This is a genomic window from Arthrobacter dokdonellae, assembly GCF_003268655.1.
In the GTDB taxonomy this organism is placed as follows: Bacteria; Actinomycetota; Actinomycetes; order Actinomycetales; family Micrococcaceae; genus Specibacter; species Specibacter dokdonellae.
Genome location: NZ_CP029642.1, coordinates 3,413,841 through 3,427,477, shown reverse-complemented (window position 1 = coordinate 3,427,477; position 13,637 = coordinate 3,413,841). Strand labels below are relative to the sequence as shown.

Sequence of the window (13,637 nt, the reverse complement as noted above, 5' to 3'; positions counted from 1 at the left end):
CCGGAAGTACGACGCCGGACGCGCCCCGGACCCTGCCCCGCCCCCTGGAACCCCGCGCCGGATCCGGACCGGACCCCCGCCCGATCCCGCCGTTTCGGCATCGCCCGGGGGAGAAACTATGCTTGGTTGAGGCTTCCCGCGGTTGAGGGGGATCCGAGCCGCAACAAAGGATGTGTATACATGAGCAGGATTCTGACGGTCCGTGGAGGTGTCCCGCTCAAGGGACGGGTGCAGGTGCGGGGTGCAAAAAACCTGGTGCCGAAGGCCATGGTGGCGGCGCTGCTGGGCAATGCCCCGTCCACGCTGCGCAACGTCCCCGAGCTCAAGGACGTGGAGGTTGTCACGTCCCTGCTGCAGATCCACGGTGTCACGGTGGTCAAGGACCCGGTCACGGGGGACCTGACCATGGACCCGTCGAATGCGAAGAAGGCGTCAAGCTCGGAAATCAATACGCACGCCGGTGATTCGCGCATTCCGATCCTGCTCTGCGGGCCGCTGATCCACTCCATCGGCCACGCGTTCATCCCGGACCTGGGCGGCTGCAAGATCGGCGACCGGCCCATCGACTACCACCTGGACGTGCTGCGCAAGTTTGGCGCCGTGGTGGACAAGACCGGCACCGGCATCCTGATTTCGGCACCGACCGGCCTGAAGGGCACCAAGATCTCGCTGCCGTACCCCAGCGTCGGCGCCACCGAACAGGTCCTCCTCGCCGCGACGCGCGCGGAGGGCATCACGGAACTGAGCGGCGCCGCCACGGAGCCGGAAATCATCGACCTCATCGCGATCCTGCAAAAAATGGGCGCCATCATTTCCGTCCAGACGGACAGGACCATCCGCATCGAGGGCGTCAGGGAGCTGACCGGCTACGTCCACACCGCACTGCCTGACCGCAACGAATCGGCATCGTGGGCGTCGGCCGCGCTGGTCACCGGCGGGGACATTTACGTTGAGGGCGCCTGCCAGCGGGACATGATGACGTTCGTGAACACGTTCCGCAAGATCGGTGGCGGCATGGACATCCACGACGACGGCATCCGGTTTTACCACCCCGGCGGGGACTTGAAGCCGCTGGTGCTGGAGACGGATGTCCACCCCGGTTTCATGACGGACTGGCAGCAGCCGCTCGTGGTGGCGCTGACCCAGGCGCGGGGCGTGTCGATCGTGCACGAGACCGTCTATGAAAACCGCTTCGGATTCACCGAGGCGCTCGCGCGGATGGGCGCCAACATCCAGCTGCACCGCGAATGTCTGGGCAGCGTCCCGTGCCGCTTTGGCCAGCGCAACTTCATCCATTCGGCGGTCATTTCCGGCTCCACGCCGCTGAAGGGCGCCAGCATCGACATCCCTGACCTGCGCGGCGGATTCAGCCACATGATCGCGGCCCTCGCCGCCCGAGGCACCTCCACCGTGACGGGCATTGACATCATCAGCCGCGGCTACGAACGCTTCACCACCAAGCTGGAGGGCCTCGGCGCCGACTTCGACGTCCGCGACACCAAGCGGGCGCTGGTCTAGGAATGGGCACACACCACCGGCCGTTCAAGGCCAGGAACATGCCGTGGTCCACACGGCTGGTTTTTGCCTTCATGGCCGGGATTGCCTTGCCGGTCATGAACGCGCTCACCGGCAAGGAATGGGATGGGCTGGAGAAGCTGCCGGCCAACGAAGGCTTCATTGTGGTGCCCAACCACTGCACGGAGATCGATCCCATCGTGGTGGGCCACATGCTCTACTCCCAAAATGTCATGCCCCACTTCCTTGCCAAGGACGGCCTGTTCGAAGTTCCCGTCCTCGGTGCAATACTGCGCGGCGCCCGGCAGATCCCGGTGGAACGCACCGGCGCCGGGGCCGGGAAGTCGCTCGACGGCGCCAAGCGGGTCCTGGACGAAGGCGGCGCCGTGGTGGTCTACCCCGAAGGCACCCTGACCCGCGATCCCGACCTCTGGCCGATGAAGGGACGCACCGGCGCCGCCCGGCTTGCGCTGAGCACGGGCGCGAAGGTGGTCCCGGTGGCCCACTGGGGCGCCCAGGAACTGTTCCCGCGCTACGCCAAGAGCTTGAAGGTCTTCCCGCGCAAGAAGGTCCGCGTGCTGGTGGGCGACCCTGTCGACTTGGACGCGTTCATGGGCCTGGACGGCGACAAGGCCACGCTGGAGGCCATGACGGAGGCCATCATGAAGGACATCACCGCCCTGATGGAAACCCTGCGCGGCGGGAAGGCTCCCGCCCAGCGCTGGGACCCGTCCGCCCACCACCAGTCCACCCACGGGCGGTTCGTGGAGCGCGGCGCGAAGGATCCCGGGACGCGCAAGCCTTCCGGACAGACGGCGGACGACGCCGGCACGACGGAAACAGGGGACGTGCAGTGAGCTGGGTGGATGGCACGGCACCGGCCAAGGTCGCGGTGCTGGGCGCCGGCAGCTGGGGCACCACGTTCGCCAAGATCCTGGCTGACGCCGCGGCGGGCACCGACCGAAAAGTCATGCTGTGGGGCCGCCGACAGGAGGTGGTGGACCAGATCAACTGCCACCACCGCAACCCCCGCTACCTTTCCACCACGGAACTGCCGCACAGCATCAGCGCCTCCACGGACGTCGTCGAGGTCCTCAAGGACGCCGAGCTCGTGGTGCTGGCCGTCCCTGCGCAAACCCTGCGGGAGCAGCTGCGCGGGTGGGCCGGGCAGCTGGCGGCGGACGCCGTCGTCGTGAGCCTGATGAAGGGGCTGGAACTGGGCACGGACCAGCGCATGTCCCAGGTGATCGAGACGGAGCTGCACCTTGCCAAGGACAGGGTGGTGGTGGTCTCCGGACCCAACCTGGCCATGGAGATCGCCCGGCAGGAGCCCACGGCGTCGGTGGTGGCGTGCGCGGAGGAAAAGACGGCCAAGTGGGTCGCGGAGGCGTGCACGGCGCCGTACTTCCGCCCGTACACCAATGACGACGTGGTGGGCGTGGAGATCGGCGGGATCGTCAAGAACGTGATTGCGCTGTGCGTGGGCATCTGCGAGGGGCAGAAGGTGGGGGACAACACGAAGGCGTCGGTCATCACGCGCGGGCTGGCGGAGACCACGCGGTTGGCGCTGGCCCTGGGCGGCAAGGCGGAGACGCTCTCCGGGCTGGCCGGGCTGGGCGACCTCGTGGCGACGTGCTCGTCGTCGCTGAGCCGCAACCACACCGCCGGGCGCATGCTGGGCGAGGGCCTGACGCTCGAGGAGGTCAACAACCGCATGACGCAGACGGCCGAGGGCATCAAGTCCGGCCGCGCCGTCAAGGACCTGGCCGCCAAGCTGGGCGTCGAGATGCCCATCACCAACGCGGTGGTCGCGGTGCTGGAAGGCAAGCTGACCGTCGACCACCTGGGGCCGCTGCTGCTGGCCCGCGAACTGAAATCCGAAGGCGAATAACGCGTGAGCACTCAATCCAACGCTGTCACCGGGGCCGGCCGCATCCGGGTCGCCATCCTGTTCGGCGGGCGCTCCAGCGAGCACGCCGTCAGCTGCGTCACGGCGGCCGGCGTGCTGGGCGCCATTGACAAGACCAAGTACGACGTCGTCCCCATCGGCATTGCGAAAAGCGGCCAGTGGGTGTTGGCCGGGAATGAGGTCGCCGGCTGGTCCCTGACCGCGGGCACCTTGCCCGAGGTATTGGCCGGGGACAGGACTGTTTCGCTGGCCCACCTGGGCGGGGACCACCAGCTGGTGGTGACCGAACCGAGCAGCGTCCCCGAGGAACTGGGCTCCGTGGACGTGGTGTTTCCGCTGCTGCACGGGCCCTGGGGAGAGGACGGCACCATCCAGGGGCTGCTGGAACTTTCCGACACCCGGTATGTGGGGGCCGGCGTGCTGGCCTCCGCGATCGGCATGGACAAGCACTTCATGAAGGTGGTGTTTGAGGCCGCCGGGCTGACGGTGGGCCCGTACGTCGCCGTGACGGACCGCGACTGGACCGTTTCGCCCGACCGTGTCAGGGAGCGTGTGGCCGCGCTGGGATTCCCCGTCTTCGTCAAGCCCGCCCGCGCCGGGTCCTCCATGGGCATCTCCAAGGTCGATTCCCTGGACGGGCTGGACGCCGCCATCGAGGAAGCACGCGAGCACGACCTCAAGCTGGTCATCGAGGCCGGCATTGTGGGACGGGAAATTGAAATCGCCGTGCTGGAGGGCCGGGGGAGCGACGCCCCGCGCGTCTCGCTGCCGGGCGAGATCGCCATGGTCGACGGCGCCCACCACCAGTTCTACGACTTTGAGGCCAAGTACGTCCAGGGCGGCGCCGTGAACCTGAGCTGCCCGGCGGACATGCCGGAGGCGGATATTGCCCGCGTCCGCGAGCAGGCGGCGATGGCGTTCGACGCCGTCGGCGCCGAGGGCCTTTCCCGCGTGGACTTCTTTTACACGGCCGCCGGCGATCTGATCATCAACGAGATCAACACGATGCCCGGCTTCACGCCGAGCTCCATGTACCCGCAGATGTGGGCCGCGTCCGGACTGTCCTATCCGGAGCTGATCGACGAACTCCTCCAGCTGGCCCTGACCAGAAAGACCGGACTGCGGTAGTTGGGCCTGTGGTCGAGCAGCGAGCCCTGCGAGCGCGTCGAGACCCAGAGACCCCGGCCCGAGGTTAAGTCACCGGTAGATTTTTGAGCGATGGCCGAGGTCGAGGGCAACGATGACGAGTTCCTCGCTGATCACGTCGCAGATGATGCGGTAGTCGCCAACCCTGTAACGCCACAGGCCGCCCAAGGATCCGGTGAGTGCTTTGGCGCGTGAGCGTGGGTCTTCGAGGGCAGCAACGTCATCGAGGTCGTCCACAATACGTCGGGCGACGGCTTTGTCGAGTCGTTGGAGGGCCTTCACCGCGTCCGGGTCGTACTCAACCTTCCAAGCCAAGAGAGCGCCTTACCTCGTCACTGGGGATGGTCCGCCTGCGGCCGGCACGAATGTCGTGCGCGTTCTGCGCAACGGAGTATTCCCATTCCAGACGGTCGAGGCCGGAGACGATGAGTTCTCGAACGTAGAACGCCTTGGTCCGGCCCGTGGAAGCGGCCAACCGGTCGAGGCGTTTTTCAGTTTCCGGGGGTAGACGAACCGAAGTAGGCATGGCCACTCCTTCACAAAGATTACATGTATTCACAATGCTACGCCCGAGCGGACGCGGGCTCCAGTGGGCGCGTTGAACACCTCAAACTCAGCCTCGGGCCCGCGCCTGAGAGTAGGTAGCGCTGAGCCTCACACCGCACATCGTCTAAACTTGGGCGGTGCCGGCCATCTGCCGTGGCGGGGGCTGATCCGGTGGTCGAGCCTGTCGAAACCCCCGGTGGGCGAGCAGCGAGCTCTGCGAGCGCGTCGAGACCCAGGCCCCCAGCCCCCCACCCAACTATCCAGAAAGGCCAGCCGCGTCTTCGCAGACATTGACTGGCGGAAATTCGGAGGGCTTGCCACGGCTGCGCTGGTGGGCCTCATCCCCGGCGCACTTCTGCTGAAAGTGGTTCCCGCGGCTTGGCTGGACATGGACATGGGCATCGGCGCGCTCATCATCGCCAGCTTGTCGGTCTCGCTGCTGGCCAGGCCGCGGCCGCGTGGTCGCGGTGCGGGGACCACGCTGGTGGCGGGGGTGGCCAGCGGCGCCATGAACGCCTTGGCCGGTGTGGGCGGTGCGGCAGCCATGGTCCGCGGCGCCGCAGCACTCCTGTGACTGCGTCGAAAGTGTCTGTCAGGGACCCCGGTGTCCGAAGGCATGTCGGGGTCGTGATTTCGGCAGGATCCTTCACGGACCGGCGGACTCCTCGAGCGGGTCGCCGCGCGCCGTCCCGGCGCAGCCAACGCAGCCAACTCCGATGCCTCGACCCGGCGCTAGACTTGGGGACTGGCCACCGCTTGCCGATTTCGTCGCGACCCCGCGTGTCGGGCTTGTCGCGACCCCAGCACCCCAACCCAGGAGCACCCCTCACCATGACCCCCGATCAGACGCCGCCCGAGCCACGCGAAACCATCACGTGGACGCAGGACGGCACGGAGCGGACCGCCAGGTGGCGGTCGGCCAACGGGTCCAAAACGCCCAAGAGCGTGGTGGCCGTGGACGACTTCCTGACGGCCGACGACGCCTACCGCCTCGCCGCCCAGGGCACCGCCATGCTGTGGACCGGCGACTACCACAACGCCCGCCAGCTGCTCTCCGCCATGGGCCGCCGCCTGCCGGACGGCACCAGGAAGGGCAGGAAGCACGACGCCGGCAGTGTCGCCGATGCGTTCTACCGCTACCGCCAGTCCCGTTCCCAGCGTGCCCGGATGCTTGGCCTGCTGCTGGTTCCCCTGGAGCCGGGGCCCGCGGTGGCCCTGCGCCGCGCACCGGACATCAAGGAGGCCTGGCTGGCCGCCGCCGGACCGGTCACGGAGCCGGAGGTGGCGCCGCTGCAGGATGTGCTCGGTGCCATCGGCGCCTGGGAGTGGCGCCGGAACGGGCTGTACGTCGAGGCCCTGGATGCCTTGATCCATCCTCATTACGGGACGTTTGCGCCCATCCGCAGCGAGTACCTGGACCTCGTGGCGCAGGCGCCGCTTCCGTCGATGGATCTGGCGTTCGACGTCGGCACCGGCACCGGCGTCCTGGCCGCCATCCTGGCCCGGCGCGGCGTCAGGAAGGTCATCGCGACGGACAGCGAGCCGCGGGCCATTGCCTGCGCCATGGACAACCTGCGGCGGCTGGGGCTGGACGGGCAGGTGGAACCGGAACTGACGGACATGTTCCCCGCAGGCCGGGCGCCGCTGGTGGTGTGCAACCCGCCGTGGCTGCCGGGAACGCCGCACACGCTGCTGGACAACGCCGTCTACGATCCCAAGAGCCGCATGCTGAAGGCGTTCCTGGCAGGGCTGAAGGAACACCTCGAGCCCGGGGGAGAGGGCTGGCTGGTCCTCTCCGACCTGGCCGAGCACCTGGGCCTGCGGTCCCGCGGGGAACTGCTCCAATGGATCGAACAGGCCGGGCTCACGGTCAAGGACCGGCTGGACACCCGGGCGGCGCACCCGCGGTCCATGGACCGCAGCGATCCGTTCTTTGCCGCCCGTTCCCGGGAGGTCACCTCGCTGTGGCGGCTCGCGGCCGGGCAGCCGACGCCCTAGCCCGCCTTCGCGCTCGGCAGGTTCTCGACGTCGCCCGGTCCCACGCAGGCACGCTCCTTGGGCAGCCGGGCGGCCGCACTGGAGAGTTCGGCCAGCACGGAGCTGGAGGGGATCTTGTTGGGGTCGATGACCACCTCGGCGGCGGGGTTGCGGCCGTAGGTGGTCATGGTCCAGTTGGTGCCGCCATCTTCGATGATCCAGTCCACGCCGTTGACACCGACGCACTTGGTGGTGGTGGGGCCCGGGACGTCGACGCCGCAGCGCAGGACCACCAGGGACGGATCTCCCCAGGCTGCCGTGGCCTGACTGGTGGTGGTGCGGCGCTTCGCGCCGGCGAGCGTGTCGGGCAGGGACACCATCATGGGCGCGCAGGCGGGGTTGTTCGAATCCTGGGCGGCGGCGACGCTCACGGACGGCGAGCAGCCGGTCAGCACCAAGAGCGCCAAGGCCGCGCAGGGCACAACGATCCGCCAGGACAGGGATTTCAAACGCATGAACCAAGCCTAGCCCGCAAATCTGGGAGGACCCGCACGGCAATAGCCGGCCGTTGGCCGCCCAAGACGGTCACGACACCGCAACATTGAGGCGGCACCCAGCCGAATTGCCGGAGATTTCCAGCAGGCCGGTGCGATGATGTCGCCATGAGCGAACAAATGGCCCCGCCCGTCCCTGCCCGCCGCAGGCGCAACACCCGCAGGAACGTCCTGCTGTTCTTCCTGGGCATTTTTGTCGTGGCCGCGGTGGTCAGCGGCTTGTTTGTCTACAACCTGGCCCACAGCTTTGACACCAAGACGCAGAAGATCTCGCAGGCCTTCCCCAACGAGGCGTCCCGGCCGGTCAAGCCCACGGAGGGTCCGGCGTCGGGCGCCATGAACATCCTGCTGCTGGGCAGCGACACCCGCGGCGCGGCGCTGGCCCAGGCGGAGGAAGGCCAGCCGTCGGACCAGCGCTCGGACACGATGATGTGGGTGCACATTCCGGCGGACCGCAAGCACATCTACATGATGTCGATCATGCGCGACACCTGGGTGGACATCCCCGGCCACGGCCAGGCCAAGATCAACGCCGCCATGGCGTACGGGGGAGTGCCGCTGGTGGTGCAGACGCTCGAGGGGCTGTTCAAGAGCAGGATCGACCACGTGGCGATCGTGGACTTTGAGGGCTTCAAGGCCATCACGGACGCCCTGGGCGGGGTGGACGTCAACGTGCCCATCGGCTTCAAGGCGCACACGGCGGACATGACGCTCAAGGCCGGCCCGCAAAAGCTCAACGGGGACCAGGCCCTGGCCTTTGTGCGGGAGCGGTACGCGTTTGTGGACGGCGACTACCAGCGGGTGAAGGACCAGCAGATCTTCCTCAAGGCCGTCATGAACACGGTGCTGACCCCGGCCACGCTGACCAATCCCGTCAAGGTCACGGAGCTGGTCAACCAGGTGTCGCCGTACCTGAGCGTGGACAAGGGCCTGGACTCGGCCACGGTGGGCGCCTTGGCCGTGAGCCTGAATGCCGTCCGAGGCTCCGACGTGGTGTCCTTCACCCTGCCCACGCTGGGCACCGGCACCAGCGCGGACGGCCAGTCCATTGTGTTGAAGGACGACGCCGCCATCTCGGCCATTGCGAAGGCCCTCACCGACGATTCACTGGGGACATACCTGAAAGCAGCGAAGCTCGGTGGTTGAGCCCGTCGAAACCCGGTGATTAAGCAGCGGTGATTGAGCCTGTCGAAATCCGCGCGTCGAGACCCTGACGCCGGTGGTCGAGCAGCGAGCTCTGCGAGCGCGTCGAGACCCCGGTCCCAGCCACTCCACCAACGGAATACTGACGCGACGCTCACCGGCCCTCGACGCGCCGAAGACGGGGCAGCCCCACGGGAGCCAGGGCCTGGCACACAACGGTCGCGAAGTTCTCCGCGACAACAAGGAATATTGGACCAAGAAACAGCGCCTTTTAGCACATAAACATGGTGAAGAGCGGTGGAATCCATGGGTGCCAGCCGCAGGAACCACGTGCTCATGGGCAGATATGAGATAATAAATCGTTTGGACCGTTCGCTAAAGCAACGTTGTGAGTCTCCACAGGGCAGCTTTGTGAGTCCAAAGGTCGCTAACTCGCACGAAACCTGGCTTCATCACGGCCGGGCGCAGATGAGATATCTAGGGGAAAAATTGGGGCTGTCGCGCTCACGCCACCGCTTTGTGCTGGTCGTTGCCATTTTGCTGGCAACCACTTTCGGGACCCTTTTTGCTGCCGGTCCCGTCCTTGCGAACCCGCCAACAGTGAAGGCCACCACCGCGGCGGCACTCCCTGCCACGCAGGCTCTCACCCGCCAGCCCGCATCGTCCAAGACAACAGCGTCGACGGCCCAGATATACACAACCAAGAAGCCCAGCGCAACGAGCGCGGAAACCACCCCAACACCTGTGGGCAGTCCGCTTTCGGTCCAGCTCGCCACCATCGCAATTCTGCTGGCCCTGGGCTTCGCCTACTTCCGCGTCATGGGCGGCTCCGGCCGCCGCGTGCCGGTCACGAAGACCGAGCGGGCCAGCCTTGCTTAAGAAGACTTCATCCAAGCCCGGACAAACGGGTAAAAGCAAGCGCAAAGACCGCGGGCAGCGCCCGGGCGGCCCGCTGCGGATCATGCTCCTGATCCACTCGTACTGGCCCGAGCACAGTCCGCCGCAGCGGCGCTGGACCACCTTGATCCGAGAATTCCGCAAGGCCGACTGGGATGTTGACGTGGTGGCGCCCGTGGCACACTTCCCGCACGGCCGGCGCAGCCTGCCCCGCAGCGACGCCGGCGCACCGTTCCGCGGCCAAGTCGGACCCCACGGGGAGCGCATCAAACGCGTCCCCTACATCCGCCACAGCGGCAACTTCCACGTGGCAAGGCTCGTGGACCAAGTCTTCTCTGCCGCCATGTCCATCCCGGCAGGCCTCATGTGGCGCAAGGCCGACGTCGTCGTCGTCACCGCGCCCAGCCTGCCCATCATGGTGGCCGGGTATGTGGTGGCCAGGCTCCGCCACGTTCCCCTGATCGTCGAAATGCGCGACGCCTGGCCGGACTTGGCCCGCGACGCACGTCTCGTCAAGGGCAGCGTCAAGAGCGTCGTGGAGCGCGTGGTGGAGGCCATCCAGCTGCGCGCCGATCTTGTCGTGTCCGTGACGGAAGGCTTCGCGGAGACCCTCCGCGCCCGCGGCGTCAAGAACGTGGTGACCGTCAGCAACGGGCTGGACCTGGATTCCGTGCCCATCTTTGCCCCGCCCGCACAGGAGCGCGAAACCTTTGAGGCGCTGTACCTGGGCAACCACGGCGAGAGCCAGCGCCTGGACGTGGTGATCCGCGCCAGCGCCCTGGTGGGCAATTCCATGCGCCTGCACATGGTGGGCCACGGCACCCAGCGGCCCAGCCTGATGGAACTGGCCGAAGAGCTCGACGCCCCCGTCACATTTCACGAATCGCTCCATGGCCAGGACGTGCTGAACCGCTACAAGGCTGCGGACACCTGCATTGTGTCCCTTCGCGACGACTGGAAGTCCTTCGAGGCTACCGTGCCGTCGAAGACGTACGAGGTCATGTCGATCGGCCGCCACGTCACCGCCATTGTGCGCGGCGAGGCGGCGCGCATTGTCAGAGAGGCCGACGGCGGCGACGTGGTCGCCTGGAAGCCGGAGGCCGTCGCCGAACTCTGGCGCGGTCTTGCCGCGGACAGGACCCGTCTCCAGGCGGGCACCTCGGGCCGTGACTGGGTCCGCGAAAACGCCAACTACCCGTCGCTGGCGCTCAAGTACATGGACACCATTGGGGCGCTGGTCCGCAGCAAGAGTGCTGTCTAGTGGACCTGCGTAAGAACCTCACACTGGCGGCAACCACTGCCGCCAGGCACCTGCTGGATGATCCCGTCGTGCTGGCGCTGCAGATTTCCCGCCGCATGCCGGCATCCCTGGTGCAGCCTGCGGCCAAGGGCGTCTGCCGCGTCCTGCCCCGCTCCGCATCCGCCCCGGCACTCGTCGCCGCGTTCGTTTCCGGCGACGCGGAGGGGCTGCGCCGTCGCTTTGAAAAGCGGCTCTCGGGCGGACTGACGGGCAACCGCGCAAGGCTGGCGGCCGACGTCGCACTGGCCGCGGGTGAGCCCGCCTGGGCGGACAAGTTCCTTCCCGCCGCCGGGGCAGCACGTTTCCCCGCCACCCTGGCCCGGCGCAAGTGGTACGACGGCGACATGGCGGGTGCCGTGGCTGCCCTCGACTCCCAGCGTGGGGGCATGGCGAAGCACCGCCGGCGCCTGGCCGGGGAGCTGCGCACCTTCTCGGGCTGGGCCCCGGAGCTGGGGGCCGTCCCCATGGAACCGTTGCAGGGCCGCGTGCTGCACTTCCTGACGAATTCCCTCCCCCACACGGGCAGCGGGTATGCCCAGCGCAGCCACTCGATCCTGACCGCCCAGCGCGACGCCGGCTGGGACGTTCTTGCCGTCACGCGCCTGGGCTACCCGGTGCAGGTGGGCAAGGTGACCGCCCGGGAGCAGGACGTCATTGACGGCGTCACGTACCGCCGGATGATTCCGTCGCGGCTGGCAGCGACGGCGGATGCCCGCATGCAGCAGGAGGCCGAGGCGCTGTTGCGGATCGCACTGGAATTCCGTCCCGAGGTGCTGCACACCACCACGCACTTTGCCAACGGCCTGGTGGTGGGGGCCGTGGCGCGCGCCCTAGGCATTCCGTGGGTCTATGAGGTGCGCGGGCAGCTTGCCGACACGTGGGCGTCCACACGTGGCGCGAAGGCCAAGGACAGCCAGCGCTACGTGCTGTTCCAGGCCCGCGAAGCTGACGTCATGCATGCCGCGGACCAGGTGGTCACGCTGGGCGACGCGATGAAGGAAAGCATCGTGGCCGCGGGAATTCCCGCGGACAAGGTCCTGCTGGCTCCCAACGCCGTGGGCGGGCAGTTCCTGGAGGAACCCAGGACCCATGAAGAGGCCAGAACGGCACTGGGCCTGGACCCTGAACTGAACTACATCGGCACCGTCAGCTCCCTGGTGGATTACGAAGGCATTGGCGACCTTGTTGACGCCTTTGCCATTTTGGCGCCGACGTTCCCCAAGCTTCGCCTGCTGGTGGTGGGAAGCGGCGCGTCGCTGCCGGTCCTGCAAGACCAGGTCAAGCAACTGGGGCTAGCGGGCAAGGTCACATTTACCGGGCGCGTTCCGCGCGAATCCACGCCGTTGTACCACCAGGCAATGGACATCTTTGTGGTTCCACGCAAGGACCTGGCCGTCACCCGCGCCGTCACGCCGCTGAAGCCTGTGGAGGCGCTGGCAAGTGGCCGCCCGGTCGTGGCCAGCGACCTGCCAGCTCTCCGCGAGATCATCGAAGAAAATGTGAACGGCAGGTTGAGTCCGGCCGACAATCCGTCAGGATTGGCCAACGTTTTGTCCGGGCTGTTGTTGAACCCGGCACTGCGTGATCGTTTGGGCAAAGCGGGGCGTAGGGGTGTTTTGGAATTGCGCACGTGGAGTGCCAACGCAGCGGCCTACAGTGCTGCCTACAAGAAAGTTGCGAGTTTGTCATTGGAAAAGCGGAGATTTTCGCATGACTGAGATTTCGACCGAATTGCCCAAGCCTTCAGCAGTCCGCGACGTGCCGATCGACTTCGGTGCGTTGACCCGGGTTGGTGCACGCCCGGCGTTCTTTGACTATTTGGTTCGGCTCTGGGACTTCCGCCACTTTATATATTTTGATGCACGTGCCCGGGTGCAAAGTGGGACACGGCGTGACAAGTTGGGCAGCTTGTGGCTCCTGCTGAATCCCATTCTGAACGGAATGACTTATTTTTTGGTTTTTGGTCTTTTACTTAAAACCGGCAAGGGTATTCCTAACTTTATCGGATACCTCGTTGTTGGTATCTTCATGTACCAGATCACCTCCGGTGCTATCATGAGCGGCGCCCGCTCAATGCAGCAGAACAAGGCCTTGATTCAAGGATTCAGTTTCCCGCGTGCCGCCCTGCCTATTGGTGTGAATCTACGCGAGCTGCTGGGGAATATTCCGCTGATTATTGCCATGCTACTCATTGTGTTGCTTGTGCCACCTGTTGAGCCCATCAGTTGGCGGTGGCTACTGATTATTCCCGCAGTGGGACTGCAATTCGTCCTCAATCTCGGATTAGGTCTAATCTTGGCTCGGATTATTTCCCGTATACATGACGTAACGCACCTATTGCCATTCATGCTACGGCTCCTGATGTATATGTCGGCCGTTTTTTATTCATTTGAGCGTTTCGTCAATGAGCCCATTATTCTCAGAATATTGCAGACCAACCCCATGTTCATTATTATTGATATCACCCGCGATGTAATACTCTATGGAGTGACACCAACATGGCATGCGTGGGCGGTACTGACAGCGTGGTCATCCATTGCACTTATCGTCGGGATGCTCTTTTTTTGGAAGGCAGAAGAGTCCTATGTCCGCGGCTGATGAGCTAACTCGATTGATAACGGATCCCTGTGTCGTCGCCGAAAATGTAGCC

14 protein-coding genes are annotated in these 13,637 nt (G+C 66.0%); 11 read left to right on the top strand and 3 right to left on the bottom strand.

Features of this window, described 5'->3' with window-relative positions:
- Window positions 1-180 precede the first annotated feature (180 nt).
- From murA to DMB86_RS15245, 4 genes are read left to right on the top strand one after another with little or no spacing between them, the layout of a single operon-like run.
- A complete protein-coding gene (gene murA / locus DMB86_RS15255; protein WP_113718553.1) occupies window positions 181-1,518 on the top strand; it encodes a UDP-N-acetylglucosamine 1-carboxyvinyltransferase in 1,338 nt (445 codons plus the stop codon).
- Window positions 1,519-1,556: 38 nt separating this feature from the next.
- Entirely contained in the window at window positions 1,557-2,372 is an 816-nt protein-coding gene (locus DMB86_RS21145; protein WP_227878417.1) for a lysophospholipid acyltransferase family protein, read from the top strand.
- Window positions 2,369-3,406: an NAD(P)H-dependent glycerol-3-phosphate dehydrogenase gene (locus DMB86_RS21140; protein WP_227878416.1), complete on the top strand. Its 1,038-nt coding sequence runs from the start codon at window positions 2,369-2,371 to the stop codon at window positions 3,404-3,406. The genes DMB86_RS21145 and DMB86_RS21140 overlap by 4 nt, the downstream gene beginning before the upstream one ends.
- 3 nt (window positions 3,407-3,409) lie before the next feature.
- Window positions 3,410-4,552: a D-alanine--D-alanine ligase family protein gene (locus DMB86_RS15245; RefSeq protein ID WP_113718552.1), complete on the top strand. Its 1,143-nt coding sequence runs from the start codon at window positions 3,410-3,412 to the stop codon at window positions 4,550-4,552.
- Window positions 4,553-4,621: 69 nt separating this feature from the next.
- Here the strand turns inward: DMB86_RS15245 and DMB86_RS15240 are convergent, their stop codons facing one another.
- Window positions 4,622-4,885 carry a type II toxin-antitoxin system RelE family toxin gene (locus DMB86_RS15240; RefSeq protein WP_113718551.1) on the bottom strand — a complete coding sequence of 88 codons (264 nt, stop codon included), beginning with the start codon at window positions 4,883-4,885 and terminating at the stop codon, window positions 4,622-4,624.
- The gene (relB, locus tag DMB86_RS15235) at window positions 4,869-5,096 is read right to left on the bottom strand and encodes a type II toxin-antitoxin system RelB family antitoxin (protein ID WP_113718550.1); all 228 of its coding nucleotides are present in this window, start codon (window positions 5,094-5,096) and stop codon (window positions 4,869-4,871) included. The genes DMB86_RS15240 and relB overlap by 17 nt, the downstream gene beginning before the upstream one ends.
- A 351-nt stretch (window positions 5,097-5,447) precedes the next feature.
- On the opposite strand from relB, the gene DMB86_RS15230 reads away from it, so the two are divergent.
- Window positions 5,448-5,690 carry a hypothetical protein gene (locus DMB86_RS15230; RefSeq protein WP_113718549.1) on the top strand — a complete coding sequence of 81 codons (243 nt, stop codon included), beginning with the start codon at window positions 5,448-5,450 and terminating at the stop codon, window positions 5,688-5,690.
- A gap of 257 nt (window positions 5,691-5,947) precedes the next feature.
- Complete coding sequence (locus DMB86_RS15225) at window positions 5,948-7,114, top strand: methyltransferase (RefSeq protein WP_113718548.1); 1,167 nt, start codon at window positions 5,948-5,950, stop codon at window positions 7,112-7,114.
- On the opposite strand, the gene DMB86_RS15220 is transcribed toward DMB86_RS15225, so the two are convergent.
- The gene (locus tag DMB86_RS15220; RefSeq protein WP_113718547.1) at window positions 7,111-7,608 is read right to left on the bottom strand and encodes a DUF3515 domain-containing protein; all 498 of its coding nucleotides are present in this window, start codon (window positions 7,606-7,608) and stop codon (window positions 7,111-7,113) included. The two genes, DMB86_RS15225 and DMB86_RS15220, sit on opposite strands and share 4 nt — an antisense overlap.
- A 147-nt stretch (window positions 7,609-7,755) precedes the next feature.
- On the opposite strand from DMB86_RS15220, the gene DMB86_RS15215 reads away from it, so the two are divergent.
- The 5 genes from DMB86_RS15215 (at window position 7,756) to DMB86_RS15195 (ending at window position 13,585) form a co-directional block, all read left to right on the top strand.
- Window positions 7,756-8,793 (top strand): LCP family protein, encoded by a 1,038-nt coding sequence (locus tag DMB86_RS15215; RefSeq protein ID WP_113718546.1) that lies wholly within the window; start codon window positions 7,756-7,758, stop codon window positions 8,791-8,793.
- Between the two features lie 486 nt (window positions 8,794-9,279).
- The gene (locus DMB86_RS15210) at window positions 9,280-9,669 is read left to right on the top strand and encodes a hypothetical protein (protein WP_113718545.1); all 390 of its coding nucleotides are present in this window, start codon (window positions 9,280-9,282) and stop codon (window positions 9,667-9,669) included.
- On the top strand, window positions 9,662-10,948 hold the full coding sequence (locus DMB86_RS15205) for a glycosyltransferase family 4 protein (RefSeq protein WP_227878415.1): 1,287 nt from the start codon (window positions 9,662-9,664) through the stop codon (window positions 10,946-10,948). Before DMB86_RS15210 ends, DMB86_RS15205 begins: the two co-directional genes overlap by 8 nt.
- The gene (locus tag DMB86_RS15200; protein WP_227878414.1) at window positions 10,948-12,705 is read left to right on the top strand and encodes a glycosyltransferase family 4 protein; all 1,758 of its coding nucleotides are present in this window, start codon (window positions 10,948-10,950) and stop codon (window positions 12,703-12,705) included. Before DMB86_RS15205 ends, DMB86_RS15200 begins: the two co-directional genes overlap by 1 nt.
- Window positions 12,698-13,585, top strand: coding sequence for an ABC transporter permease (locus tag DMB86_RS15195; RefSeq protein ID WP_113718543.1), 888 nt, complete (start codon window positions 12,698-12,700; stop codon window positions 13,583-13,585). Before DMB86_RS15200 ends, DMB86_RS15195 begins: the two co-directional genes overlap by 8 nt.
- Window positions 13,586-13,637 lie beyond the last annotated feature (52 nt).